Here is a 25,280-nt window from a genome sequence, read left to right as displayed (position 1 = left end):
GGGTGCTGGGTTGGGCCCGCGAGTTCCTCGCCCAGCCCTGGCCGTTCCTCACCCTCGCGGTGCTGGCCGGCGTGAGCCTGCTGGTGCACCGGCCGCTCGCCGTACGGCTCGGTTGGGCGCGCTGGCCGACGCTCGGGATGCTTGTCAGCGCTGCCGCGATCGCCGCGCTCACCCTGCCACCGGCGCCGACCGGGTCCGGCGTACCGCTCGCCCCCGGGGTCTCCGTTTCCGGCCCGGACGGCCAGGTCTTCGCCGCGTGCCTCCGGTCGCTCACCGATCCGGCGGTGCTGTGGTCCGGGCTGGTCACCGTCGACTCGCTCGGTGAACGGGTCGGCAACGTGGCGATGTTCGTACCGCTGGCGTTCTGTACGGTGCTGGCGGTCCACCGGCCAGTGCTGGCCACCGGGCTGCTCGTGCTGGCCCCGGTCGTCGTCGAAGTAGGCCAGGCGGTGCTCGGCGTCGGCCGCGAGTGTGTCGGCTACGACTGGGTCAACAACGCGACCGGGGCGCTGATCGGGGCGGTCGGCGGCAGTGTGGTCCGGTTGCTGTGGCGGCGGTTCGCGCCGTCGCCTACCGGGGTCAGCTAGCTGCCAGTCGCGACGTCGGTGGCGGTGAAGACGCTGCGGGCGACCGTCGCCCGGTACCCGTCGACGACGTCGGTGGTCGCAGCGATCGGCCAGGCCGCCGGCCCGAGCACCGCAGGCGGCCGGCGCCGCGCGTCCGAAAGCCGTGCAGCACCGACGTCCGGCACGTCGAGTGCGTTCAGCAGGCAGGCCAACGCGGCGGTACGCGGTCCGACCGGTCCGGCGCCGCGCTCGGCGGCGGCCAACCGTCGCCGGGTCTCCGTCTCAGCGGGCGGTTCGACGCCGTCCGGCGGAGCGAACCTGGTCCGGGGCAGGACCCAGAGCACCCGGTCCCGTTCCCGGCGGAGCACCCCCGAGGCGACCAGCCCGTCGAGTACCTCCTCGACCACACCGTGGGACAGCTCGACCACCCAGTCGCGGGTTGCGCGGCCAGGCTCGGCCTGGATCCTGATCCGTACCTGGTCGAGGAACTCCCGGCCGTGGCCTCGACCCGGGGCTTCGCCGGGCGCGTACCTGCCGGCGGGATCGTCGCCGGCCAGCACCCGGCCGTCTGCGTCAATCGAGATCTGCCCGCCGACGGCGAGGTCGCACAACACCGCCCCGGCGACGGCATAGTCGAGCTCCGGGGATGCGACGGACGCGGCCCCGGAACCGTCATAGCTGAGCAGGACGAGCTCCTCCGCGAGGCTGAGCGACTCCATGTCATCACGCTAACCGCCCAGACCGGTGACTGCAGGAGAAGCGGTAGCTGCGGGGGAAGCGGAGGCGGCAGGCGGTCTTGAACGAACACCGCGCTTTCCAATAAGGTGATGCACCGACCGCTGCGGATGTCGGCCTCCGTACCCCCGCCCGTGAGGCCCCAGCGATCGAACCATTGAAGGAGTCGCTGCCAATGGCACGTGCGCTCGCGAATTCGCACATCCATCGTCACAGTGGGTCCCGGTATCGACGCGGAGAGCATTGGCGTGTACGGGTTCCTCAACGTATCGCAATTGCGCTGTTGCTTGCCGCAACTGCGCTGGTCTTCCCGGCTGGACCGGCCCACGCCGAGCCGACGCTGGCTGAGATCGAAGCCGAGTTGGACGCCCAGTGGCTGAAACTGGAACCGGTCATCGAGCAGTACAACAAGGTGCACAGCGAGCTCAAGGCCAACGAGAAGAAAGCGGCCGCGCTCGACGAGAAGATCCGCCCCCTGTCCCTGCAGGCCAACTTGGCGGCGGACGAGATCGGCGAGGTTGCCAACCGCTACTACCGGACCGGGCCGTCGAGCGAACTGAACGCCCTGCTCCGGACCGGATCGCCGACCAGCCTGGCGGATCAGCTCGTGGTGCTGGACCGAATCTCCAAGCGTCGGCAGGAAAAGATCACCGCTGTTTTGGAGACCCGGGACCGCTATCTCGCCGAACGGCAGACGCTGGACGAGTTGATCACGAAGCAGCAGGCACAGGACAAGACGCTCGCCGAGCAGCGCAAAACCATCAACGCCGAGATCAAACGCCTGGAACGGGCGCGCAACGCCGCGTACCAGTCCACCGGCTACACCGGCGGATCCGGTGCCTCCGGCCCGTGCCCGGCGGTGTCGGTCGGCGGAGCCGCCGGAACCGCGGTCCGCACCGCCTGCGCACAGCTCGGTAAGCCGTACGTCTGGGGTGCCACCGGGCCGAACGCCTTCGACTGTTCCGGCCTGACCCAGTACGCCTGGGCAAGTGCCGGTGTCAGCCTCACGCATTACACCGGAACTCAGTGGAATCAGGGCAGTTCGGTCAGCCGTGCCAACGCCAAACCCGGGGATCTCGTATTCTTCTTCAGTGATCTGCATCACGTGGGGATCTACATCGGTAATGGCCTGATGGTGCACGCTCCCCGCGCGGGTCAACCCGTGCAGATGGAGAACATCGACAACATGCCGCTCGCCGGATTCAAGCGGGTCGGCTGATCGTGGCAGGTCAGCCAGCCTGCTGAGGCAATCTGAGTGGCGCGCGTTGGCTGGCCGAACGTACGGGCGGACCGGTATGAACGGGCCGGTCCGCCCGGGAAAATTCGAACGCTTGAGCGATGGCAGCCTATGTACGATACGCAATCGTCTGTGTACTCAATGAGATAGTCCATGTTCTCGCTTGCGTAGCGAGAACGCCGCTCTCTACTCTTGGGGATCGTCGAGTCGGGAGGACGTCAACCAACCGGGTTGACCTCGGCCTGACACCGCCTAATCGCCGTCTGACGGCGAGCCGGGGACCCACGGCACTTCCGGGGTGAATCCGCAGGCCACCTGCGGTAGGGCGTCTCCTTTCCGCCCGAACCCGGCAGCTAACCCGGTAGGCGGTCTGGGGAGAAGGAGTCCGGTGGCTACGAGCGCCCCTCGGCGATACCTCCGGTGGTCCAGCCGCGACCATCGGCGAAAATCGCCGCACGACCCTAGCCGAGTACTCTCCGCGTTGGTCGCCGCCACCACCGGCGTCGGTCTGCTGCTGGTAGCAGCGCCGGCGCAGGCGCAGCCCACCGTCGCCGAGATCGAGTCGCAGATCGACGAGGTCTGGGCCGAGCTCGAACCAACGATCGAACGGCACAATGCCGTACGGCAGGACCTTGCCGCCAAGAAGAAGAAGGCGGACGAACTACAGAAGAAGATCAAGCCACTGCAGATCCAGATCGACCTGGCGATGGACCGGGTCAGCGAGTTCGCCGCCCGGTCGTACAAGGGTGGTAGTCCGTCGGTCTTCAACGCGATCCTGACCAATGGCAAGCCGACCCACCTCGCCGACCAGCTCGAGCTGCTGGACCAGTTCGCCCGGCGGCAGGCCCGCGACGTGCAGGCCGTCGTCGACCTCAGGAACGAGTACGCCGCGAAGAAGGCCCCGCTCGACGATTTGATCGTCGAGCTGACCAGCACCGAGGCTCAGCTGGCGGCGAAGGCCAAGGAGATCGACGCCGAGGTTGACCGGTTGCAGGACCTGCGCCTGGAGGCGTACGGCTCGACCAACACCCTCGGCTCGCTGCGTCCCGCGCCCTGCCCGGCGACTTACCCCGGCGGTGCGGCCGGCAAGGCGGTCACCTTCGCCTGTGCGCAGATCGGCAAGCCGTACGTCTGGGGTTCAGCGGGACCGGGCAGCTACGACTGTTCGGGTCTCACCCTGGCCGCTTGGGCGCAGGCCGGCGTCGCGCTGCCGCACAACGCCGCCCGGCAGCGCCAGGTGACCGCCAACGTCAGCCGGGACGAGTTGCGCCCCGGCGACCTCATCTTCTACTACAGCGGGCTCTCCCACGTCGGCATGTACGTGGGTAACGGCTGGATCGTGCACGCCCCCCAGGCGGGCGAACCTGTGCAGATGCGCAAGATCGGTTCGAGTGTGCACAGTTACGGCAGGCCCGGCTAGACCTCACTCCTCCCCATGGCCTGGCGCGTGCCGCTGATCCCCCCGTCAAGCGGCAGCACCGGCCACCGGAAAGGCGCCCTCCCATGTCTCCCCCCGGCTTGGGAGGGCGCCTTTCGCCTCCCCACCGCGGGCGCGCCGGCGCTGCGACAGCCCAGCCGGTTCAGCTGGTCGGCCAGGTGCGCCACCGCTGCCAGGACCGGCTCGGAGTGGGTCCACGCTGTCCCTGGTACCGGGATCCGTAGACCGCCGACCCGTACGGATGCTCGGACGTCGACGAGAGCCGGAAGATGCACAGCTGGCCGATTCTCATCCCGGGCCAGAGCTTGATCGGCAGGTTGGCCACGTTGGACAACTCCAACGTCACGTGGCCGGAGAAGCCGGGGTCGATGAAGCCGGCGGTGGAGTGGGTCAGCAGGCCCAGCCGACCCAGGCTCGACTTGCCCTCCAGCCGGGCGGCCAGGCCGTCGCCGAGCGAGACGACCTCGAGCGTGGAGGCGAGGACGAACTCACCGGGGTGCAGTACGAACGGGTCGCCGCTGGGCACCTCGACCTGGGACGTCAGATCGTCCTGCCGAGTCGCCGGGTCGATGTGGGTGTACAGGTGGTTGTTGAAGACCCGGAAATACCGGTCGAGCCGGACATCGATGCTCGACGGCTGGACGAGCGAAGGTTCGAACGGCTCGAGGGAGAGTCCGCCGGTCTTGGTCTCCGCGACGATGTCCCGGTCGGAGAGAAGCATCGTCACACGATAGCGACCGTCCGGCCGGTGCGACCGCGCGGCCGGCTGTCCGGCCGGTACGTACCCGGATTGGCCTTGACGGGCGATCCCCCTATCTCTTCGTACACATGTTCGATAGAATCATCGCATGGCAACCTGGTCCGAGTTCGCAGCCGACGAGCCCCGCCTGGCCACGGCGATCCGACTCCTCATGCAGCAGTACGGTCCCGGCCTCGGCTACCTCGCCACCGTCCGAGCCGACGGTGGTCCCCGGGTGCACCCGGTCTCCCCGGTGATCACCGACAACGGGCTGTTCTGCTTCATCATCGACTCGCCGAAGCGGCGTGACCTGGAGCGGGATGGCCGGTACGCGCTGCACTCGTTCCCGCCGGAGGAGAGTGACGACGAGGCGTACCTGGCAGGTCGGGCGCATCCGGTCACCGATCGGGCCAAGGTGGGTCGGCTCGCCAGCGATCTCGGGGCCGTGCCGCACGTCGACTGGCGACTGTTCGAGTTCTCCGTCGACGTGGCGATGGTGGCGCAACGCGGTGGCAGCACCGGCCACTACGCGGCGGCGGCGCCACGGCAACCAGCCGTCCAGGTCTGGCTCGACCCGACCAGCGGCAGCGTCTCCCATCCGGTGCCGACCCCGGTCGCCTGCTGACCCGCCGCGTGGCACCGGCCGACGCGTCGACGCCCTACCCGTTGAAGCCCGGTCGACGGGTGTCGAGCCGTACCCCATGCTGTGCTCGGTTGGCGGCCGGGCCTGTTGCGCAGTGACCGGGCTGACCGGGTAGAGTGGGTCCGCTCGCGGGTGTAGTTCAATGGCAGAACATCAGCTTCCCAAGCTGACAGTGCGGGTTCGATTCCCGTCACCCGCTCCAACACACGAAGCCCTGGTCGGGGCCATCATCCCAACCAGGGCTTGCGCTGTACGTACGCGGGATCGTCGCGAGGTTCCTACTTCCGTGGGTACGCGGCCTGCAGTACTTCGCGGATCAACTCGCTGGGGCTGCGGTTCGTCAGCTCTGCCACCTTTTTGATCATTTCGTAGGTTTGGTCATCAACTCGGATGCTGATCTTGTGCGAGGCGCCGCCGCTGCTGGAGAGCGGCGGTCTGCCGACCCGGCGGGGGGCGAGACTGTCGGGGTCGTATCCAGCCTCTGCCTCTGCGACCAGCTCGCTCTCCAGCTGCGACGTGAGCGCTGTACCGTTCTTGGTCTGTCGGCTGGCTGCCCGAGTCGCCCGGGCTCCGGTGGTGGTTGCTCGGCGCGGTGCCTTTGCCTTGTTAGAGGTCGTGGAGGTCGTTCGGTCCTTCGTCGTTCGCGTTACACCCGCCATGGCTTCGCCTCCTTGTAGAGCCGGTTGTACTTAGGTCGCATGTCCATGGAGTGGATCACGCGTAGCGTCCCGTCCAACAACTCGATGGCGACGACTTCGAGAGCGACGCCGTCCCTGTCGTCGCCGAGGAACAGCAGCCGTTCTGGCCGGTCCGGGGTTCTGGTGGAAGGGCGGACGGCTGACCGCAGTGTTCGATGACGTACCGTGATCGTTGTTGCGCTATGTTGTGCTTGCCGGCGGACTGCGCCCACGAGTACCTGTACCTGGCCACGCATCGCATTTTGTCCGACGAAACCTGTCCTGGCTAGGATGACACGTGTACTCGGCCGCAGGCAAGGGCTCGGCCAGGCAACTCGATCTGTGGTTGCGGTGAGAGTTCCCTGCGCGCTGTCCGGTCGTGCCATTGGCGTGTCAGTAGGCCAGGATGATCAAGGCCAGCCCAGGTTACGGGAGGCCGCCTCGGAACCACGCCGCCTCGGCGGACGTGATGCCGCAGGTGCATCCTGATGCACCTGCGGCATCAAGCTGAACAGGTGACCACCGGCCCGAGGGGGCACACTGCGTGCAACGCCGCCGCGCGTCATCACCGACCTTGCGGTGTGGACGACGTCGGGCCGATACCCAGCAGCGCCAGCGCGGCGACCCGGCTTTCGATCACCTGGATCCGGTCGGCCCGTTCCGTCGGGGACCAGTGAGCCTGCTGGTTGGTCACCTGCCCGGGCCACTTCCGGTAGAGCAACCCCGGCTCGTCGATGAAGTGACCGTCGCTGACCGTGCTCGCGGCGAGGAGTAGCCCGGTGTCCTCCGAGGCGGGCAGCGCCAGCCAGCCGCCCAGGGCCAGCAGCAGGTCCGTACGGATGCACAGCGTCGCCGGGTGCACCGGCAGCCGGTAGGCGTCCTCCTGCCAGCACCGGTGGACCGTACCGGCGGGCAACCGGCCGCCCGGTGGATCGGTGGCCATCCGTATCGTGCTGTGGTCGCTCAGCAGATCGAGCGCCGCCGCCGTCGTCCAGCCGACCGTCGGGTCGGCGGTGAGGATCGCGATGTCATGGGCCAGCGCGTCGGAGGTCAGCCGGTCGTCGGCGTCGAGCACCTTGACCAGCGGCCCGTCGACGCGGGACAGCGCCATGGTGCGGGTGACGCCGGGGCCACCAGGGCGGTTGTGGCCGACGCTGATCCGTCGGTCCTGAGGCAGCGCGGCGGCGACCGCACCGGTCTGCCCGTCCTCCTGCACCAGCCAGCGCCACTGCCAGCCAGGCGGCATCCGCTGCGCCCGCAGCGAGGCGTACGCGTCGGCGAGGTACGGGATGCTCGCGGGATGGACAGGAGTGACCACCGAGATGGTCTGCGGGGGCGGGCGCATCGCTCCAACTCTACTATGGGTCGTTGATCGTTGACCCAGTGTTGTGGCGCCCCGGTCTCTGGTACGAATGTTCCATGTCGGAACCGAAGGATCTGCCGGCTGTGGATGCCGAACACGCCCGACCTCGAGGGGTGGACGACGCCACGGTCGCGGCGCTCGGCGAGTTGAGCAAGGCACTGGAGACGGTGCACCGGGCCCGTGGCCACCTCTACTCGATGCACCAACTGATCGGCGGCGCGGACGCGACCCTGGACCGGGTCGTCCAGCTGCTGCGCGGGGCCGGTCACCGGCACATGGCTGACCGGGTCGAGACGGAGCTGATCGGTCGCAACGTCCTGCCGGGCCGCTGGACGTTTCAGATCGTCGAGGAGTTCGACGACGGTTACTACGCTACCTTCCAGGCGGTCGAGCGGGCGGCCCGGGAGGCGCTGGTGGGCGGCCGCCGGCACATCCACGAGGCAGAGATGAAGCAGGCCCGGCGTACCGTCGGCCGACCGGGACACGAGGCGACGCCGTAGCCGATCCGACCCGGCGGTTCACAGGTCCTTGCTGTGGATCAGGCTGCGGATCCGGAGTTCGTCGACGACGGCGGGCGGGCAGTCGGCGACGATCACCGCGCTGCCGACGACGACCGCCCCGCGAGCCGCGGCGAGCTGCGCCATGGCCCGCAGCTGCGCGCCGCTGGTGACCCAGTCGTCGACCAGCAGGACCCGGTCGCCTGGGCCGAGGTGCCGGTCACGGACACCGAGCCGCAGCGTGCGGCCCCGGTAGTCGGGCGCCGTCGTGGTCCAGGTGGTCGCGTCTGCGATTGTCCGCTGCGGATCCTCCTTGTACGCGGGTACGACGCCGACGCCGAGCGCTGTCGCCACCAGCGGGCCGACAAGCAGCCCGGTGACCTGCGGGGTCATCACCGTGCTCGGCCGGTCCGCGTCGGCCAGGCCGGCGCTGGCCAGCTCGGCTAGGGCCGGGCCGATCCCGGCGAGGATCCGGGGGTGTCGCCACCACCCGGACAGGTCGCTCACCAGATGGCTGCTGGCCGGGCCGGGGTCGTGCCAGACGAAGGTGTCGATCAGCAGCTGCCGAAGGTCGATCGGGTCCGGCGCGTCGCCGGCTGCGGCGTCGGTCACCGGCCGAGTATGCCGGGGCTCCTCGGCCGGTGAATCTGCCGGGCACACTTGACACGGCACGGCCTGCTACGGCTACCGTGCGGCGGCCGGCTCCCCTGTGCCAGACCGCTCGACCGCGTCGACCCGGGCGGCACGTGGGGCCGACCGAGCCGCCTCGACGCCGAAACCGTCCCCGACCGGCGGGCCGTCCCCGACCCAGAACGAGGCCCAGGCCCACCGCGAACGGCGAGTCGTTCGACCCGTCGGGGACCGCCGCGCACCGTACCCTGCCGTTCGACACTCAGGTGCGGTGACCAACCCGCAGACCGGTGCCAGCGTGGTGGTTCGGATCAACGGTCGTGGACCGTTCGTCGACGGGCGGTGCCTCGACCTGGCCCGTGCCGCTTTCGCGAAGATTGCGGCTCTTGACCTGGGCCACCTCCAGGTCCGCTACGAGATTCTCGGCGACTTACCGCGATCCTGAGTTGCCACTCAGTGTCGAGCTGCTGGTCAACGGCGTGATGTGCCATATTCAGGTTTGCCCACAGGTTGAGCAACCGCTCACCGCCCGCCCGGGGGATAGCCAGGGTGCCGTGGTTGTCCAATACTCCGGGTGGCTATATCCGGATCAGACGACAGGCCAACTTCGTTGGGCCACCGCCACCGATGAGTCATGCTGTTTCGCGTACCCATGCACATCATCCCGATGGGCGGCCGCCGCCCACTCAGCGCTGGTTCCCGCGTCGGCCTCGGCGCGGCCCTGGTGCTGCTCGCGCTCGTCTCCGTGGTGGAGATCGCGGACGGGTCCGGTGTCAACTACGTCGGTCTGGTCGCCGCTGCCCCGTTCCTCGCGGCGGCCTTCGCGACGTGGCGGGTAGTGCTCTCCACCGGGGTGCTGGCGACCCTGGTCGGTGGCATCTTCGCACTGACCGGTCAGATGCTCTCGCTGGCGACCGCGGTGAACGTGGTCGGTATCGCGCTGGCCACCGGGCTGGCGGCGGCGGTGGCGGTCATCCGGGAACGGCAGGCACAGCAGATCGCCGAGCTTTCGCGGCTGGCGTCGGTAGCCCAGCAGGCGGTGTTGCGTCCGCTCGGACCACAGGTCGGCACGCTCGCCGTGGCGGGACGCTACATCTCCGCCACCGCCGCCGCTGACATCGGCGGTGACCTGTATGAGGCGCTCGACACGCCGTACGGCGTACGCATGATCATCGGAGATGTGCGGGGCAAAGGCCTGGACGCGGTCCGACTGGCCAGCATCGTCCTGGGTTCGTACCGGCACGTCGCCTATGAGCGGGCCGATCTGCGGGCCATCGTGGCCGACCTGGACCGGGCGGTGGCGCGCAGCGTGGGCGACGAGGATTTCGTCACCGCCGCTCTGGTGGAGGAGCGCGGTGGAACGCTGACCATCGTCAACTGCGGGCACCCGGCGCCGCTGCTGCTGCGCCGGGGCGAAGTGATCCCGCTGGAACCGCCGGCTCCGGCGCCGCCGCTCGGGTTCATGCCGGTGGTACGCCCCCGGGTCGAACGTCTCGAGCCGGGTGACCGGTTGCTGCTGTTCACCGACGGACTGGGCGAGGCACGTCGGGACGGTGCCTTTTTCCCCACCGCGGACCGGGCCTGGCGGCTGCTGGGCCACGGCACCGTCGGTGACGGCCTGGCGTCGCTGGAGACGGCGTTGGTCGAGTGGGTGTACGGGCGGCTCGACGACGACATCGCCCTGGTCCTGATGGAGTACTCGGGCTCCGGGGTGGTGCCCGCTCCGGCCGTGCCGAGTTGGGAAGTCGGCGCGCCCGGCGGCTGACCGGCCGGATCGCCCTCCGGGGCGGAGCGCCCACGGCAGGTGGTGCCGAGGCCCCGGGCGGGTCAGACCGGCTGGGCGTTCGCGAACAGGAAGTTGGTGCCGCCGAGGGCCCGGTGCCGGCCGACGTAGCGACGGCTGGCGATCGGTTCGACCAGTGCGTTGAGCAGGCGGGTGACGGACATCTGTGCCTCCGATGGCAACTGCGGCGCTTCTTGGGCTTTGCCCAATTTTTGCCTCTTGCACCGGGCAAAACGACCGTATACCGGACAGGTGACGACTGGTGGGCCGTCAGTTGCCCCGTTGCTGTCCTCGGTTTGCCAGACGGCGCGCTTGTCGTTGGCTACCCGGGAGTAATACAGTGGTGGTTACTGACCAGTAACAGCTGTTTGAGAGCGGGGCCACCACGCGATGACCCACTACAAGAGCAACCTTCGGGACCTCGAGTTCAACCTGTTCGAGGTTTTCGGCGCCGACCGCGCCTTCGGCCAGGCGCCCTACGCCGACCTGGACGTCGACACCGCCCGGAGCATCCTCAGCGAGGTCGAGCGGCTGGCCCGCGAGGAGCTCGCACCCAGCTTCGTGCCGGGCGACCGCAATCCGCCGGTCTTCGACCCGGCCACCCACTCGGTGACCTTGCCGCCCGAGTTCCGCCGTTCGTTCGAGGCCTTCATGCAGGCCGAGTTCTGGCGGCTGGACCTGCCGGAGGAGCTCGGCGGCACGAACGCGCCACGGGCGTTGTGGTGGTCGTTGGCCGACCTGGTGCTCGGCTCCAACGCGCCGGTCTGGATGTACGCCTCCGGGCCGTCCTTCGCGCACACCCTCTACGTCGAGGGCACGCCGGAGCAGAAGGAGTGGGCCAAGCTCTTCGTCGAGCGGCAGTGGGCGTCGACGATGGTGCTGACCGAGCCGGACGCCGGCTCCGACGTGGGCGCCGGGCGCACCCGGGCGATCCCGCAGCCGGACGGTTCGTACCACATCGAGGGCGTCAAGCGCTTCATCACCAGCGGCGAGCACGACCTCAGCGAGAACATCATCCACTACGTGCTGGCCCGTCCGGTTGGAGTCGAGGGCGCCGGTGGTCCGGGCACCAAGGGCCTGTCGCTGTTCGTCGTGCCCAAGTACCACTTCGACGCGGCAACCGGTGAGCTGGGCGAACGCAATGGCGTGTTCGCCACCAACGTCGAGCACAAGATGGGGCTGAAGGTCTCCACTACCTGCGAGCTCACCTTCGGTGAGCATGGCGTGCCGGCCAAGGGCTGGCTGCTCGGCGACGTGCACGACGGAATCCGGCAGATGTTCCTGATCATCGAGTACGCCCGGATGCTGGTCGGCACGAAGGCGATCGCCACCCTCTCCACCGGCTACCTCAACGCCCTCGAGTACGCCAAGAACCGGGTCCAGGGCGCTGATCTGCTGCAGATGACTGACAAATCGGCACCGCGGGTGACCATCACCCACCACCCCGATGTCCGTCGGTCGCTCATGCTGCAGAAGTCGTATGCCGAGGGCCTGCGTGCGTTGGTCTGCTACACGGCCAGCTGGCAGGACAAGATCAACATTGCCCGGGCGGCCGGCAACGAGGAGACCGTTCAGCTCGCCAAGCGGGTCAACGACCTGCTGCTGCCCCTGGTCAAGGGGTGTGGCTCGGAACGGGCGTACGAACTGCTCGGCCACGAGTCGCTGCAAACCTTCGGCGGCTCCGGCTTCCTGCAGGACTACCCGCTGGAGCAGTACGTCCGGGATTCGAAGATCGACACCCTGTACGAGGGAACCACCGCGATCCAGAGCCTCGACCTGTTCTTCCGCAAGATCGTCCGGGACAACGGCCAGTCGCTGATGGCGATCGCCGGCGAGATTCAGGCCTTCATCGCCGCCGAGGGCGGCAATGGCCAGCTCAAGGAGGAGCGCGCCGCGCTCGGCCGGGCGCTCGGCGAGGTGCAGAACATCCTCGGCGTGATGACCGGCTGGCTCGGTGAGGTGCAGAGCGGCGAGCCGCGCTCGCTGTACAAGGTCGGCCTGAGCAGCCGGCGACTGCTGCTGGCGCTCGGCGACGTGGTGATCGCCTGGCTGCTGCAGCGCCAAGCCGAGGTCGCCCTGACCGCCTTGGCCGGCGACGGGGTCTCCGACGCCGACCAGAGCTTCTACCAGGGCAAGGTGGCCGCCGCCCGGTTCTTCGCCAGCGAGGTGCTGCCCCGGATCGGTGCCGACCGTCGAATCATCGCCGGAACCGGACTCGACCTGATGGACCTACCCGAGGACGCCTTTTGAGCCGCTGACCGGAGGTTCCGCCGCCACCGTTTCGGGCCCTCCCCGGCGGGTAGATCAGCAGGCGACCGCACAACTTGTAGCCACCGCACAAGGAGTGCACGCATGGGTATCGGCAGTGGAATCTTCCTCATCGCAATAGGCGCCATCCTGGCGTACGCCGTCCGGGCCGACGTCTGGTGGCTGGACGTGCGGGCCGTGGGCTGGGTGCTGATCCTGGCCGGGTTGGCGATCCTGCTCACCGTGCTCTGGTTCTGGAACGATCGCCGCCGCCGGGCCCGGACGGTCATCGTCGAGGAGAACAAGCTGGCCCATCCGGCGCAGATGGTGCCGCCGCCAGCCGAACCGCCGCAGCCGCCCAACTGACCACGTCGCCAACCTGGCTGACCACGTCGGTCGAGCTGATCAGGGCCGCGCGGTCAGCTGGTACGGGCAGCCCGGGCGGTGTACGTGTGGGTCGCAGGAGCCGCCTGCGGCCCACACACCGTCCAGTCGCCGGTGAACTCGTGAACGGCGATCCCACAGGTCCGCAGTCCGCTGTCGCTGGCACCGACCGGGTCGAGCAGCGCTGAGGCGTAGGAGACCGTCGGGTTGTGCCCGACGATCAGCACCCGGGACACCGAGTTGTCCAGTTGCCGCACCAGGCCGAGCAGGTCGACCGCGGTCCCGCCGTACAACCGGGGTTCGAAGCGGGCGGGTGCCGGCGGACCCGCCGCCGATGCCTCCTGCCAGGTCTGCCGGGTACGCCGGGCTGGCGAGCAGAGCACCAGTTGCGGCCAGAGCTGGTGTTCGGCCAGCCACTGCCCGGCGTGTGCCGCGTCCGAATGTCCGCGCGGGGTGAGCCCGCGTTGCTCGTCTGCCATCTGTTCGGGCTGCTCCGCCTTGGCGTGCCGGAGCAGCACGATGCTGCGTCGGGTCATCGGTTCAGCTTGCCTGATTGAGTTCACAAGCGCCTGGGTACATCCGTGCCCGCCGCTACCTCACAAGCGGCATCCGGCTGGCACGACGGTGCCGGCAACAGCCAAGGAGGTACGAAGTGGGTATCGGCGGAAGTATCTTCCTCATCGCCCTGGGCGCCATCCTGGCCTTCGCGGTCGAGGCCGAACTGGGCTTTCTCGACCTGACCACGGTCGGCTGGGTGTTGATGGTGGCCGGCGTGTTCGGGCTGGCCCTGACGTTGTGGTTCTGGCAGAGCCGGCGCCGTACGGTGGTGTCCCGGACCGCGCAGGACGAGCCGGCACCGGATGCTCCGGTGGAGGCGGACCGGGTCGTGGAGGAGCAGTACCGGGAGGTGCGTCGCCCGGGCGGCCCGGTGCGGCGGTGATCCCGGACCCCGAGCAGACCGCCACCCCCCCGACGGATCAGGATCTGCCACGAACGGAACAGGATCTCCGACGATCCCGGACCGGGCGGTCCCCGCCGGGGTGGTGGCGGGTCAGGCGTAGAGCGCGAAGTAGATCGCGATGTGATGGCACAGCGCGGCGACGAGGGTGCAGGCGTGGAAGAACTCGTGGTGGCCGAAGACGGTGGGCCACGGGTTGGGGCGGCGCAGCGCGTAGAAGATCGCCCCGACGCTGTAGACCGCACCGCCGACGATCAGCAGGACCAGCGCGGTGACCCCACCGTGCTGCAGAATGTCGGGTAGTACCACCACCGCGACCCAGCCGAGGGCGATGTAGAGCGGGGCGCCGGCCCAGCGCGGCAGATGCGGCCAGATCAGCTTCATCGCCACCCCGGCCAGCGCACCGACCCAGACCACGGTAAGCAGGGTGGCCGCGCTGCGCCCGGGCAGCAGAAGCAGGCAGAACGGCGTGTAGGTGCCGGCGATGAAGACGAAGATCATCGAATGGTCGAGGCGGCGCATGATCTGGTACGCCCGTTCCGACCAGACTCGGCGGTGATAGAGCGCGCTGGTGCCGAACAGGCCGCACACCGTCAGGCTGTAGACGACGCAGCTGACCAGCGCGGTCCAGCCGGGTCGGGTGGCGGCCAGCGCGCAGAGCACAATTCCGCTGACCAGGGCCACGAAGAATGCGTACGTGTGCAGCCAGCCGCGCATCCGGGGTTTGCCGATGTCGACCGGCTTGAGGCGAAGGGGCGCTTCGGTGGTCACCAGACAAGGTTACGGCACCGTAGGTTACTCGCTGGTAGTGAATCGCCTCACGTCCGCCTGATGTCCAGCTGACGTCCGGCGGCCGACAATGGACCCATGCGGATCCACCCCGTCGGCCGGCACGCGCTACTGCTCGAATGGGCGGCGCCGGCTGGCACCGTGCTACCCGGGGGCAGCGAACTCGAAGACAGCGAATTCAGGGGCAGCGAACGCGGCCCCGTCGACGCTTGGCGCGCCGAGCTGAGCCGGCGCTGTGAACTTGGCGAACTGCGGGTAGCCGAGATTGTCCCCGGAGCCCGGACCATTCTGCTCGACGGCCTGCCGGACCCCGCACTGACCGCCAGCCAACTGGCCAGCTGGCAACCGGCGACGGCCGAGGCCGTCGACGACACCGGACGGTGGATCACCGTACCGGTCCGGTTCGACGGCCCCGACCTGATCGACGTCGCCGGGCAGTGGGAGGTCGCCGTCGCCGACGTCGTGGACCGGCTGACCCGGATCGAGTTCACCGTGGCGTTCTGCGGCTTCGCGCCCGGCTTCGGATACCTGACCGGCCTGCCCAGGCGATGGAACGTGTCCCGCCGAGCCACGCCCCGCCCCGCCGTCCCGGCCGGCTCGGTGGCCCTGGCCGGCGAATACGCCGGCATCTACCCGACCGCGTCGCCCGGCGGCTGGCAGCTGGTCGGGCGTACCGACCTGGTGCTGTTCGACCTGGACCGGGAGCCGCCCGCGACGCTGACCCCCGGCACCCGGGTCCGGCTGACCGCCACCGGGCCAGCCAACAGGAACAGGTCCCCGGCGGCGGACCGATGATCGAGGTGATCCGGGCCGGCGCGCTCACCACCGTGCAGGACCGCGGCCGGTACGGCTGGGCGCACCTGGGGGTACCCCGGGCCGGTGCGCTCGACCAGCCGGCGTTGGCGCTGGCCAACCGGCTGGTCGGCAACCCACCCGACGCCGCCGGTCTGGAGGTCACCCTGACCGGCTGCACGCTTCGGTTGCGTACCGGCGGCTGGGTCGCGCTCACCGGGGCACCGGCAACGGTCCGCATCGCCGGCCGGTCCGGTGGCTTCCTCACCCCAACACCGGTGCCGCCGGACGCCGTGGTCGAGGTCGGTCCGGCCCGGTACGGCGTCCGCAGCTATCTCGCGATCGCCGGCGGGATCGCCGTACCAGCGGTGCTCGGTAGCCGGTCCACCGACACACTCGCCGGCATCGGACCGCCGGCCGTACGCGACGGCGACGTACTGCCGGTCGGCGCCGCACCGCCGCCAGCGGCGCTGAGCCGGGCCGCGGCCGACGCGGTGCCCTGGTCCGCGCCGGCCGTCCCGGTCCGGCTCACCGTCCGGCTCGGGCCACGGGCGGACTGGTTCACCGCTGAGGCGGTCCAGCGGCTGCTCACCACTGGGTACGAGGTCAGCCCGCTGAGCAACCGGATCGGTGTCCGACTGACCGGCGCGCCGCTGACCCGGTCCGTCCGCGACGAACTACCCAGTGAAGGGCTGGTGGTCGGCGCGGTCCAGGTGCCCGCCGACGGGCAGCCACTGGTCTTCCTCGCTGACCATCCGACCACCGGCGGATATCCGGTGGTCGGCGTCGTCGACGACGTCACCCCGCTGGCCCAGGCGCGGCCCGGTACTACTGTGCGGTTCCATGGATCTCAACGCGGACCTCGGTGAGGGCTTCGGCGTCTGGCGTCTCGGCGACGACGAGGCGTTGCTGGACGTGGTGACCTCCGCGAATGTCGCCTGCGGTTTTCACGCCGGCGACCCGGTGACGATGCGCCGCATCTGCGCCGCCGCCGCCGAGCGGGCCGTCGCCGTCGGAGCCCAGGTCGGCTACCGCGACCTGGCCGGCTTCGGGCGGCGGCGGATCGACTACCGCTTTGACGAGTTGCGCGACGACGTGCTCTACCAGCTCGCCGCACTGGACGGCTTCTGCCGGGTGGCCGGGACCCGGGTCCGCTACGTCAAGCCGCACGGCGCGCTGTACAACACGGCCTGCGTGGACGAGACGCAGGCCGCCGCCGTCGTCGCCGCGGTGGCCGACTACGACCCCGCGCTGTCGGTTCTCTGCCTGCCGGGCTCGGTCCTTGGACAGCTCACCACCGGTGCCGGGCTGCGGGCCGTCGCCGAGGGTTTCGCCGACCGTGGCTATCTGCCCGACGGTGGGCTGGTGCCCCGATCGGACCCGGGCGCGCTGCTCGGCGACCCCGACAGGGTCGTCGGGCAGGCGGTGTCCCTGGCCCGGCGGCACAGTGTCACCGCGACCGACGGCAGCATCGTCGCCTGCCCGGTCGAGTCGATCTGCCTGCACGGTGACACCCCCGGCGCGGTCGAGTTGGCCGGACGGATCCGCGCTGCACTACGCGCGGATGGTCAACGCCTCGCCGCCTTCGTCTGACCGCCGGTCAGGGTGCGTCGACTCCGCGCAGGATCAGCGGCAACCGACCCGCCCCGGCCGGATCGATCCGTACCGGCACTCCCCAGTCCTGCCGGGTCAGGTGGCAGGCGGCGTGCTCGGCGTCCGCGTCGCATGTCGCCGCTTGGGCGACCACCTGCAACACGCCAGCGGCCACCGCCGGGTCGATGACCAGCCGCCGGGTCAGCCCGGTGTCGCTGCCTGCCCCGTCGAGCAGCAGCTCCGGTGGGTCGGCCGAGACCTCCAGCCGGGTCGCCGGACCGAAACTGGCATCCAGCTTCTGACCGGGCGCCGGAGTGAACACCACCTCGAGCGACAGTGCACCGGGCGCGATCAGCGTCGGCGGACGCTCGGCGCGGCGCCGGTCCCGGACGATCGTGGCGCCGGCCGCCGACAGGGCACCCGGGGCCAGCCGGGTGAGCCGGTGCGCCGCCGACTCCACCACCCGTACGGTGCCGTCCGCAGCCACCAGCACGTCACTCGGCTCGGCCAGACCGTCAGTCACCGTGGACACCCGGTCGGTGGCCGGGTCGTAGCGACGGACCGCGCCGTTGTAGGTGTCCGCCACCAGCACCGAGCCGTCGGCCAGTGCGCACACTCCGAGCGGATGCTGCAGCAGCGCGTCGGTCGCTGCCCCGTCGACCTGGCCGAAGTCGAACAGGCCCTGCCCGACGACGGTACGCAGCTCGCCGTCAGCGAGCCGGCGCAGCGCGCTGGTCTCGCTGTCGGCGATCCACAGCTGGTCGCCGTCGACGCTGGTGGCGAGGCCGGACGGCTGGGCCAGCCAGACATCCGGGATCGGGCCGTCACGCAGCGACTCAACGGTGGTGCCGGCGTACATGCCAGCGGTGCGGGTCACCGGGTCGAACCACCAGAGCTGGTGGATGCCGGCCATGGCGACGATCACCTTGCCGTCGTACCAGGCCAGGTCCCAGGGCGAGGAGAGGTCGACGGCGTGGGCGTCGTGCGGGTGGTAGTCCACCGTCGAGCGCCACTGGCGGCCGGAGCCGGCGACCGTGCGTACCTCCGCGGTGGCGTACTCCAGGCCACGCAGCAGATGGTTGACGGTGTCCGCGACCACGATGTCGTACCCGGCCACGGCAGCGACGTCGGCCGGTAGCCGGAGCAGGCCCTGCGGTTCGTTGAACGTCGCGGTCCGGGCGGACCCGTCGGCGCCGCCGCGCTCGCCGGCGCCGATCCGGCGACGGACGGTCTCGCCGTCCGGTTCGAGCTCCACCAGCTGGTGCCGGGCCGAGTCGGAGACCAGCAGGGCACCGTCGTCGAGCGCCACCGCCTTGCCGGGGAAGCGCAGGGTGGTGTCGGCCGGCGTCGGCGGCAGGTACGGGCCGTCGCCGCGGTGCAGCGTGCCCTTCGCCTCGTGCGTCCGGATCAGCTGGCCGATCTCCCTGGCCAGACCGTCGGCGTGTCCCTCGCCGGCCATGGTGGCGACGACGTAGCCCTCCGGGTCGACCAGTACCAGGGTCGGCCAGGCCCGAGCGGCGTACTGCTGCCACATGTCCAGGTCCGGGTCGTCGAGCACCGGGTGGCTCACCCCGTACCGTTCCACGGCGGCCGCCACCGCCGCCGGATCCCGCTCGTGGGCGAACTTCGGCGAGTGCACCCCGATCACCACCAGGACCTCGGCGTACTTCTCCTCCAGCGGCCGCAGTTCGTCGAGCACGTGCAGACAGTTGACGCAGCAGAAGGTCCAGAAATCCAGCAGGACGATCCGCCCACGCAGCTCACGCAGGCTGAGTTCACGGTCGCCGGTGTTCAGCCACTGTCGACCGTTCAGCTCTGGTGCCCGGACGCGGGGTGCGGTCACTCGGTGGCTTCCTCGCCAGTGTCGGCACTACTCTGCGGGTCCGGTTCGGTTGCTGCGGTCTGCAGGCAGAGGACCTGGGCCCGGCCCGAGTCCGCCGGGATCTCGATGTGCGGGGCGGCCGGGTCGTCGCACTGGTCGAGCTGGTCGACCTTGGCGATGATCTGGTACGCGCCCGGCTCAGCGCAGTCGGCCGGTGCGGCGGTGTTGCCCGACTGCTTCACACAGTCGCCGACGGCCGGGTTGAACGGCTGCTCCCCGGGCCGGGTGATGAGCCAGACCAGTGACATCGGGATTCCCACCAGCAGCACGGCGGCGACGAAAACCGCGACGAGTACCCGTCCGTTGCGGACCTGGGGGGCCGGCTCCGGCTCGGCCTCGTCGGCTGCTGGTTCGGCCGCATCCGGCCGGAACGCGTCAAACCGGTTCTGTTCCGGGTCGGGCGGCCCCCACTGGCCGGCCGGCGGGGCGCCGTCGGCAGCCGGTGTCGCTCCTGGCTGGCCGGGGCCGGCCGGGTGCTGACGGCCGGCCAGGTCCGGGTGGTTCCAGTGGCCCGCCCCGGGGTTGCCGGAGTCGACGAGATCACCGTACGGCGGCGCACCGGCTGGTCGGTAGCCCTGCGCCGACTCCGGCGGTGAGCTGGGCTGGATGTGCGCCCCGGCGCTCAGGTGCGGCAGTGCGAGCGCAGCAGCGTCGGGGCCGGGGCCGTCCGGCGTCGGCCGAGCACCGAACGGAGGTGCGACCTGTCCGGGTCGGCGCGGGGTCAGCGGAGGCAGCCCGGGGTTGTGCTCCGGCATGGGGACCGGTGAGCCGGCTGGTGCGAACGGAACGCCGTTCTGGCCGCCGGGTGGCTGGGGCCGCTGGCCGAACGGTTCGGGGTGCTGCTCGGCGGCCGGTGCGGCACCACTGACCGGCCGGCCGTAGACGCGGGGCTGGGCCGGTGCCCGACCGGCGGGCAGCGCGGCCGGATCCGTCGGCGGGGCGACCCGACTGGTGCTGGGCACGGCTGCGGTGGCGGTCACCGCTCGGCCGGTGCTGCCGGCTGTCGCGGCCGCTGGGCGGTGCTGCTCGACCCCGGGACCAGCCGGTACGGACGGCCCGGCGGCCATTGCCGGGCGGTCGGCGGCCGGCTCCGGGCCGCTGGCTTCGCCGCCGGGTTGCCCGGAGTCGGGGAAGCCCGGGTGGGCGTCGGCCAGTGCCGGATCGGGGTACGGACCACGTTGTTGCGGTACGTGCGGGGCCTGCTGCTGCGGGTGTTGCGCCTGCTGCGGCGGTACGTGCGGAGCCTGCATCGGATCGGGCGGCATCGGAGCGCCGCCAAGCGCGGCGGCCAGCGACGCACCGGGCACCCGCGTCTCCTGGGGCGGTAGCGGCGTGGGGCCGGCCGGGGAGAACGGTAGCGCCCCGCCGGGCCGTGGCGATTCCGCCGGCGGACCCGGAGCGAACCGCGGTGGTTCCGGCTGCTCGGGTTGCTGTTGCGGCTCCGGCTGACGCTGCGGTAGTTCCCCGGACCCTGCGGCGGTCGGCGGCACGGCGGGGGGTTGTGGCGCGGGAGCCGGCGTCAGGGGCCGCTCCGGGTCGGTCCGCCAGGCTTGCTGGGGAGACCAGGGCTCGGCCGGCGGAATGCTGGGCGCCGGAATGCCGGGCGGGGCTGGGTAGGGCGGCGGCGCCGGGTAGCCGGCACCGCCCGGCTGGTCGCCGAATCCGGTCGGCCAACCGCCACCGGCCGGCGCCCACTGCTCGGGTTGGTGTCCGGCACCGGGGTCGCCGGGATCGGGTGTCGCGCCGCGTTGCGGCTGGCTGCTGCCGTATGGCGCGGGTCCGCCGACACCCGCCTCCTCCGGCTCCTGGCCGGGATGCTGCGTGCCCTCGGACGTCATGTGCGCCTCCTCCATGACATGTCAGCCGCGCCGGTGCCGCCGACCTGGCTGGTCGGTCGACCAGGGACACCGGTGGACCGGCCGGGCGGGCTCACCCGACCTGCGGCGGCTCTGCTGCCACCGTGGCCAGGCGGGCCCGGCTGGCTCTCTGCACTACCAGCCTGGGTGTGCCGGCTGGTCGTCCGGCGGCTGCCGACCGGTTCTGGTCTCCAGCGCGCCGGATCGACCCGACGGCGACCGAGCCCACCGTACCGGGCCATGCCGCAACGGAGGAATCCTGGTGCCGTCGAAGTGGCGGAGGTGTCGCGGGACAGCGAACCGTGACGGCGGTCCGTTCAGCCGTGGTAGCGCTGTGCGATGGCGCGGATCTCGTCGCGTACGGCGGCCGAGTCGGTGGAGCGCAGCGCCCGCTCCAGGGCCCGGGTCCGTCGGCTGGCTTCCCGGTGGCGGCGGATGCGATCGATCATGGACATGGTGCTCTCTCCTGTGGATCTCTTGTCGACCGTTCGGCGGTCAACTCAAGTGAAGCGCACCGGCCCCTGGGCTGCCAATGATTCTTAGGTGAGAGCCGCCACGTTCCTAAGAATCCGTGCTATCAGGGAGCTTGGTCTGATGATGATTAGGATAACAACGGGAACGGCGTCGCCACCAGTGATGGTGGCGACGCCGTTCGTAGTCGCGTCGGTGCTCGGCGGTCAGGTCCAGGCGAGCAGTGCCGCCTCCGGGTCGGTCAGGAACGCCCCGACGTCGCGCAGGAAGGCGGAGCCAAGTTCGCCGTCGATGATCCGGTGGTCGAACGACAGCGCCAGGGTCGCTACCTGGCGTATCCGAATCTTCTCCTTGTGTACCCAGGGTGCCTTGCGGATCGTGCCGATCGCGAGAATCGCCGACTCGCCCGGCGGGAGGATCGGAGTGCCACTGTCCACTCCGAACACTCCGACGTTGGTCACGGTCATCGTGCCGCCGGCCATGTCGGCCGGCGCGGTCCGCCCCGCCTTCGCGGTCCGAACCAGATCGGCCATCGCCTCGGCGAGTTCCCGCGTGGTCAGCCGCCCAGCGTCCTTGATGTTCGGCACGATCAGGCCCCGCTCGGTCGCCGCCGCGATGCCGAGATTCACGTACTCCTTGACCACGATCTCGTCGCCGGCCCAGGTGGAGTTCACCAACGGGTGCCGGCGGGCCGCCAGCAGCATCGCCCGAGCCACCATCAGCAACGGCGAGACCTTGATCCCCTGCCAGTCGGGCTGACTCCGGATCCGGTCCAGTGCCTTCACCGATCTGGTCAGGTCGACGGTGAGGAACTCGGTGACGTGCGGCGCGGTGAACGCCGACGCGACCATGTTCTCAGCAGTCAACCTGCGTACCCCTTTGACCGGAATCCGCTGTTCGCGGTTGGGGCCGGGCGGCAGTGCGGCAGACCCGTTCTGTGCCGACCCGGCCTGCGTCGACCCGGCCTGATCGTTGGCACGGAGCACGTCGTCGCGGGTGACCGAGCCGAGCGGACCGCTGCCGCGCAGCCCGGCCAGGTCGACGCCGAGGTCCCGGGCGAGTTTGCGCACCGGCGGCTTGGCCAGCGCTCTCGTCGCCGGTGCGGCTGGGCCTGGTCCGGCTGGGCCTGGTTCAGTCTGGGCCGGTTCAGTCTGGGCCGGTTCAGGCTGGGCCGGCTGGGCCGTCAGCGGCCCGGTCGACACCGGCATCGGTTCGGCGGGCTGGGCCAGTTCGCCCGTGGTGCGGCGCGGCCGGCGCTTGGCCGCGGTGGTCCGCGGGCCGTAGCCGACCAGCACGGCGGTCCGACCACCGGGGGCCGGCCCGCCGATCATGCCCGGCTCGATCGCACCGCCGGGCGGCGGGATCTCCGGCTGTGGCGATTCGGGTCGGGACGGTGCCGGCTTCGGGCCGGTCGGTTCAGCGGCGGGGCCGGCGGCCGGCTCGGTGTCGATCGCGATGATCGCCGTGCCGACTTCGACGGTGGCACCTTCCTGGTGGAGGATGGCCTGCACCCGCCCGCCCCATTTGGCGGGAATCTCCACCGCGGCCTTCGCGGTCTCCACCTCGACGATCGGCTGGTTCAGCTCGATGACGTCGCCGACCTGGACGAGCCACTTGAGGATTTCGCCCTCGGTGAGGCCTTCGCCGAGGTCGGGCAGGTCGAACTGTTTGATCCGAGACATCGGCGCTCACCAACCGAACGCGCGGTCGACGGCGTCGAGTACCCGGTCCAGGTCCGGCAGGTACTCCTCCTCCAGACGGGCGGCCGGGTACGGCGTGTTGAAGCCGCCCACCCGCAGTACCGGCGCTTCCAGGGAGTAGAAGCACTCCTCGGTGATCCGGGCGGCGATCTCGGCACCGAGACCGAGGTTCGTCGGCGCCTCGTGCACCACCACGCAACGACCGGTCCGCCGGACCGACTCGTACGTGCCGGCCAGGTCCAGCGGGGACAGCGACCGCAGGTCGATCACCTCGAGTTCGCGGCCCTCCTCGGCGGCGGCGGTCGCCGCGTCCAGTGCGGTGCGCACCATCGGCCCGTACGCCAGAACCGTCGCGTCGCTGCCGGGTCGCACGGTGCGGGCGGCATGCAGCGGATACGCCGTACCCGGCGGTGCCTCCAGCTCGACCGACGCCTTTTCCCAGTACCGCCGCTTCGGCTCCAGGAAGATGATCGGGTCGTCGGAGAGCACCGCCTGCTGGATCATCGTGTAGGCGTCCTGCGGGTTGGAGCAGGCCACGACCTTCAGCCCGGCGGTGTGCGAGAAGTACGCTTCCGGCGACTCGGAGTGGTGCTCCACCGCGCCGATGCCGCCGCCGAACGGGATCCGGATCACGATCGGCAGCTTCACCTTGCCCTGCGACCGGTAGTGCATCTTGGCCACCTGGGACACGATCTGGTCGTACGCCGGGTAGACGAAGCCGTCGAACTGGATCTCGCAGATCGGACGGAAGCCGCGGATGGCCAGACCGACGGCGGTGCCGATGATTCCGGACTCGGCCAGCGGGGTGTCGATCACCCGGTCCTCACCGAAGTCCTTCTGCAGCCCGTCGGTGATCCGGAAGACACCGCCGAGCTTGCCGACGTCCTCGCCCATCAGGACGACCTTGTTGTCGTTGTCCAGCGCCCTGCGCAACCCGGCGTTGAGCGCCTTACCGAGAGTGAGTGTCTCAGCCATCAGTGCGACCCTCCCTCGAACGACGCCAGGTACCGCTCGAACTGGGCCCGTTCGGTGTCGAGCAACGGCGAGCCGTGCGCGTACACGTGATCGAAGAGCGCGCCGGGCTGCGGGTCGGGCATGCTCAGCACCCGCTCCCGCAGCTGCACCGCGTCCTGCTTGGCCTGCGCGTCAACCTCGGCGAAGAAGTCGGCGTCGGCGATCTGCTGCTTCTCCAGGAAGGCGCGGACCCGGGTGATCGGATCCTTGGCCTGCCACGCCTCCACCTCGCTGGCAATCCGGTACCGGGTCGGGTCGTCGGAGGTGGTGTGCGCCCCCATCCGGTACGTGTACGCCTCGATCAGCGTCGGGCCCTGCCCGTGCCGGGCGTTGTCCAGCGCGGTCCGGGTCACCGCGTAGCTGGCCAGCACGTCGTTGCCGTCCACCCGTACGCCCGGGAAGCCGAAGCCGGACGACCGCTGGTAGAGCGGAATCCTGGTCTGTCGTTCGAGGGGTTCGGAGATGGCGTACTGGTTGTTCTGACAGAAAAAGACGATCGGCGCGTTGAAGACGCTGGACCAGACAAAGGCTTCGTTGACGTCACCCTGTGCGGACGCCCCGTCACCGAAGTACGCGATGACCGCCTCGCCGTCGTCGCCGCCGACCTTGCCGTCCATGGTGATGCCCATGGCGTAGCCGGTGGCGTGCAGCGTCTGGGCGCCGATCACGATCGTGTACATGTTGAACTTGAACTCGTTCGGATCCCAGCCACCCTGGTCGACCCCGCGGAACAACCCCAGCGGCATGATCGGGTCGATGCCGCGGCAGTACAGCACACCGTGTTCGCGGTAGGTGGGAAACGCCATGTCCTGAGCGCGCAGCGCCCGTCCGGAACCGACCTGCGCGGCCTCCTGACCGAGCAGGCTCGCCCAGATGCCCAGCTCACCTTGGCGCTGCAGGGCGGTCGCCTCGGCATCGAGTTTCCGCACCACGACGAGGTCTCGGTAGAGGGCACGGTACTCGGCGTCGGTGAAGTCGACCGTGTACTGCGTGCCGTCGGGGCCGGTAACCCGGTCGATCCGTTCGCCGTCCGGAGTCAGTAGTTGCACCAACTCCGGATCGGCGGCGTTCCTGTTGACGCGCCGTCGAGCCGCGGCCGGTCTGGCACGGGTCGCTGTCCCGCGCTCGCCTTTCGCCATCCGTCTCTCCCATCGTTCGTGCGTGGCAGCGGGGGTGTCCCGACCGCGCAGCTCGTCCTGCCGCCGGCTGCTGCCGGTGCAGGTCCTCTCGCCGCGCCTGGCCCGGGTCAGGGTTGCCGCGCGGCACGGGCCGGGTTCTGGCTGGAC

Annotated in this window: 25 protein-coding genes, 1 tRNA gene, 1 pseudogene and 1 riboswitch; of the genes and pseudogenes, 14 read left to right on the top strand and 13 right to left on the bottom strand. The window is 70.2% G+C overall.

What is annotated here, in order from left to right:
- Positions 1-2 precede the first annotated feature (2 nt).
- Positions 3-587 carry a VanZ family protein gene (locus ACFHWS_RS20085; RefSeq protein WP_416568773.1) on the top strand — a complete coding sequence of 195 codons (585 nt, stop codon included), beginning with the start codon at positions 3-5 and terminating at the stop codon, positions 585-587.
- Here ACFHWS_RS20085 and ACFHWS_RS20080 read toward each other — a convergent pair.
- Positions 584-1,285: a GOLPH3/VPS74 family protein gene (locus ACFHWS_RS20080; protein ID WP_416568772.1), complete on the bottom strand. Its 702-nt coding sequence runs from the start codon at positions 1,283-1,285 to the stop codon at positions 584-586. The two genes, ACFHWS_RS20085 and ACFHWS_RS20080, sit on opposite strands and share 4 nt — an antisense overlap.
- 191 nt (positions 1,286-1,476) lie before the next feature.
- Here ACFHWS_RS20080 and ACFHWS_RS20075 point away from each other — a divergent pair, with 191 nt between their 5' ends.
- Both ACFHWS_RS20075 and ACFHWS_RS20070 read left to right on the top strand, forming a co-directional pair.
- The gene (locus ACFHWS_RS20075; protein ID WP_416568771.1) at positions 1,477-2,520 is read left to right on the top strand and encodes an NlpC/P60 family protein; all 1,044 of its coding nucleotides are present in this window, start codon (positions 1,477-1,479) and stop codon (positions 2,518-2,520) included.
- Positions 2,521-2,777: 257 nt separating this feature from the next.
- Positions 2,778-2,921, top strand: a riboswitch (cyclic di-AMP (ydaO/yuaA leader).
- Positions 2,922-3,019: 98 nt separating this feature from the next.
- Positions 3,020-3,958 carry an NlpC/P60 family protein gene (locus tag ACFHWS_RS20070; protein ID WP_416550983.1) on the top strand — a complete coding sequence of 313 codons (939 nt, stop codon included), beginning with the start codon at positions 3,020-3,022 and terminating at the stop codon, positions 3,956-3,958.
- Positions 3,959-4,118: 160 nt separating this feature from the next.
- Here the strand turns inward: ACFHWS_RS20070 and dcd are convergent, their stop codons facing one another.
- Positions 4,119-4,697, bottom strand: coding sequence for a dCTP deaminase (gene dcd, locus ACFHWS_RS20065; RefSeq protein ID WP_416550984.1), 579 nt, complete (start codon positions 4,695-4,697; stop codon positions 4,119-4,121).
- 127 nt (positions 4,698-4,824) lie between these two features.
- Here dcd and ACFHWS_RS20060 point away from each other — a divergent pair, with 127 nt between their 5' ends.
- Both ACFHWS_RS20060 and ACFHWS_RS20055 read left to right on the top strand, forming a co-directional pair.
- A complete protein-coding gene (locus ACFHWS_RS20060) occupies positions 4,825-5,340 on the top strand; it encodes a pyridoxamine 5'-phosphate oxidase family protein (protein ID WP_416550985.1) in 516 nt (171 codons plus the stop codon).
- Between the two features lie 146 nt (positions 5,341-5,486).
- Positions 5,487-5,560 (top strand) — tRNA-Gly (locus ACFHWS_RS20055).
- Positions 5,561-5,636: 76 nt separating this feature from the next.
- On the opposite strand, the gene ACFHWS_RS20050 is transcribed toward ACFHWS_RS20055, so the two are convergent.
- Complete coding sequence (locus ACFHWS_RS20050) at positions 5,637-6,017, bottom strand: ribbon-helix-helix protein, CopG family (RefSeq protein WP_416550986.1); 381 nt, start codon at positions 6,015-6,017, stop codon at positions 5,637-5,639.
- 583 nt (positions 6,018-6,600) lie between these two features.
- Entirely contained in the window at positions 6,601-7,380 is a 780-nt protein-coding gene (locus ACFHWS_RS20045; protein ID WP_416550988.1) for a glycosyltransferase family 2 protein, read from the bottom strand.
- Between the two features lie 74 nt (positions 7,381-7,454).
- Between ACFHWS_RS20045 and ACFHWS_RS20040 the strand changes: the two genes are divergently transcribed.
- Positions 7,455-7,898 carry a hypothetical protein gene (locus ACFHWS_RS20040; protein ID WP_416550989.1) on the top strand — a complete coding sequence of 148 codons (444 nt, stop codon included), beginning with the start codon at positions 7,455-7,457 and terminating at the stop codon, positions 7,896-7,898.
- An 18-nt stretch (positions 7,899-7,916) separates the two neighbouring features.
- On the opposite strand, the gene ACFHWS_RS20035 is transcribed toward ACFHWS_RS20040, so the two are convergent.
- On the bottom strand, positions 7,917-8,507 hold the full coding sequence (locus ACFHWS_RS20035) for a phosphoribosyltransferase family protein (RefSeq protein ID WP_416550990.1): 591 nt from the start codon (positions 8,505-8,507) through the stop codon (positions 7,917-7,919).
- A 205-nt stretch (positions 8,508-8,712) separates the two neighbouring features.
- Between ACFHWS_RS20035 and ACFHWS_RS20030 the strand changes: the two are divergent.
- From ACFHWS_RS20030 to ACFHWS_RS20015, 4 genes and pseudogenes are all read left to right on the top strand, one after another.
- Positions 8,713-8,970, top strand: a pseudogene (locus ACFHWS_RS20030) (septal ring lytic transglycosylase RlpA family protein); the annotation flags it as partial.
- Positions 8,971-9,177: 207 nt separating this feature from the next.
- Positions 9,178-10,290 carry a PP2C family protein-serine/threonine phosphatase gene (locus ACFHWS_RS20025; protein WP_416568770.1) on the top strand — a complete coding sequence of 371 codons (1,113 nt, stop codon included), beginning with the start codon at positions 9,178-9,180 and terminating at the stop codon, positions 10,288-10,290.
- 408 nt (positions 10,291-10,698) lie between these two features.
- Complete coding sequence (locus tag ACFHWS_RS20020; protein WP_416550992.1) at positions 10,699-12,558, top strand: acyl-CoA dehydrogenase; 1,860 nt, start codon at positions 10,699-10,701, stop codon at positions 12,556-12,558.
- Between the two features lie 102 nt (positions 12,559-12,660).
- The gene (locus ACFHWS_RS20015) at positions 12,661-12,921 is read left to right on the top strand and encodes a DUF6458 family protein (protein ID WP_123606537.1); all 261 of its coding nucleotides are present in this window, start codon (positions 12,661-12,663) and stop codon (positions 12,919-12,921) included.
- Positions 12,922-12,974: 53 nt separating this feature from the next.
- On the opposite strand, the gene ACFHWS_RS20010 is transcribed toward ACFHWS_RS20015, so the two are convergent.
- The gene (locus tag ACFHWS_RS20010) at positions 12,975-13,475 is read right to left on the bottom strand and encodes a SixA phosphatase family protein (protein ID WP_416568769.1); all 501 of its coding nucleotides are present in this window, start codon (positions 13,473-13,475) and stop codon (positions 12,975-12,977) included.
- 116 nt (positions 13,476-13,591) lie between these two features.
- On the opposite strand from ACFHWS_RS20010, the gene ACFHWS_RS20005 reads away from it, so the two are divergent.
- Positions 13,592-13,879 carry a DUF6458 family protein gene (locus tag ACFHWS_RS20005; protein WP_416550994.1) on the top strand — a complete coding sequence of 96 codons (288 nt, stop codon included), beginning with the start codon at positions 13,592-13,594 and terminating at the stop codon, positions 13,877-13,879.
- A 111-nt stretch (positions 13,880-13,990) separates the two neighbouring features.
- Here ACFHWS_RS20005 and trhA read toward each other — a convergent pair whose 3' ends face one another.
- On the bottom strand, positions 13,991-14,668 hold the full coding sequence (gene trhA, locus ACFHWS_RS20000; RefSeq protein ID WP_278172704.1) for a PAQR family membrane homeostasis protein TrhA: 678 nt from the start codon (positions 14,666-14,668) through the stop codon (positions 13,991-13,993).
- A 96-nt stretch (positions 14,669-14,764) separates the two neighbouring features.
- Here trhA and ACFHWS_RS19995 point away from each other — a divergent pair, with 96 nt between their 5' ends.
- From ACFHWS_RS19995 to ACFHWS_RS19985, 3 genes are read left to right on the top strand one after another with little or no spacing between them, the layout of a single operon-like run.
- Complete coding sequence (locus tag ACFHWS_RS19995) at positions 14,765-15,481, top strand: 5-oxoprolinase subunit B family protein (RefSeq protein WP_416568768.1); 717 nt, start codon at positions 14,765-14,767, stop codon at positions 15,479-15,481.
- On the top strand, positions 15,478-16,347 hold the full coding sequence (locus ACFHWS_RS19990; RefSeq protein WP_416550996.1) for a biotin-dependent carboxyltransferase family protein: 870 nt from the start codon (positions 15,478-15,480) through the stop codon (positions 16,345-16,347). The genes ACFHWS_RS19995 and ACFHWS_RS19990 overlap by 4 nt, the downstream gene beginning before the upstream one ends.
- Positions 16,322-17,071 (top strand): LamB/YcsF family protein, encoded by a 750-nt coding sequence (locus ACFHWS_RS19985; protein WP_416550997.1) that lies wholly within the window; start codon positions 16,322-16,324, stop codon positions 17,069-17,071. Before ACFHWS_RS19990 ends, ACFHWS_RS19985 begins: the two co-directional genes overlap by 26 nt.
- A gap of 7 nt (positions 17,072-17,078) precedes the next feature.
- Here the strand turns inward: ACFHWS_RS19985 and ACFHWS_RS19980 are convergent, their stop codons facing one another.
- The 6 genes from ACFHWS_RS19980 to pdhA form a co-directional block, all read right to left on the bottom strand.
- Positions 17,079-18,914 carry an NHL domain-containing thioredoxin family protein gene (locus tag ACFHWS_RS19980; protein ID WP_416568767.1) on the bottom strand — a complete coding sequence of 612 codons (1,836 nt, stop codon included), beginning with the start codon at positions 18,912-18,914 and terminating at the stop codon, positions 17,079-17,081.
- Positions 18,911-20,791: an LppU/SCO3897 family protein gene (locus ACFHWS_RS19975; protein WP_416568766.1), complete on the bottom strand. Its 1,881-nt coding sequence runs from the start codon at positions 20,789-20,791 to the stop codon at positions 18,911-18,913. Before ACFHWS_RS19975 ends, ACFHWS_RS19980 begins: the two co-directional genes overlap by 4 nt.
- A 335-nt stretch (positions 20,792-21,126) precedes the next feature.
- Positions 21,127-21,264, bottom strand: a complete 138-nt coding sequence (locus ACFHWS_RS19970) for a hypothetical protein (protein ID WP_416551000.1) — start codon at positions 21,262-21,264, stop codon at positions 21,127-21,129.
- Positions 21,265-21,486: 222 nt separating this feature from the next.
- Positions 21,487-22,962 (bottom strand): 2-oxo acid dehydrogenase subunit E2, encoded by a 1,476-nt coding sequence (locus ACFHWS_RS19965; RefSeq protein ID WP_416551001.1) that lies wholly within the window; start codon positions 22,960-22,962, stop codon positions 21,487-21,489.
- A gap of 6 nt (positions 22,963-22,968) precedes the next feature.
- The gene (locus tag ACFHWS_RS19960) at positions 22,969-23,958 is read right to left on the bottom strand and encodes an alpha-ketoacid dehydrogenase subunit beta (protein WP_416551104.1); all 990 of its coding nucleotides are present in this window, start codon (positions 23,956-23,958) and stop codon (positions 22,969-22,971) included.
- Positions 23,955-25,133 carry a pyruvate dehydrogenase (acetyl-transferring) E1 component subunit alpha gene (gene pdhA, locus ACFHWS_RS19955; RefSeq protein ID WP_416551002.1) on the bottom strand — a complete coding sequence of 393 codons (1,179 nt, stop codon included), beginning with the start codon at positions 25,131-25,133 and terminating at the stop codon, positions 23,955-23,957. Before pdhA ends, ACFHWS_RS19960 begins: the two co-directional genes overlap by 4 nt.
- Between the last annotated feature and the right edge of the window lie 147 nt (positions 25,134-25,280).

Origin of the sequence: Micromonospora sp. LOL_013 (genome assembly GCF_048060315.1) — a bacterium.
Lineage (GTDB): Bacteria > Actinomycetota > Actinomycetes > Mycobacteriales > Micromonosporaceae > Micromonospora_E.
Note: the sequence above shows the minus strand (reverse complement) of the source record. Positions and strands in the feature narration are given on the sequence as shown.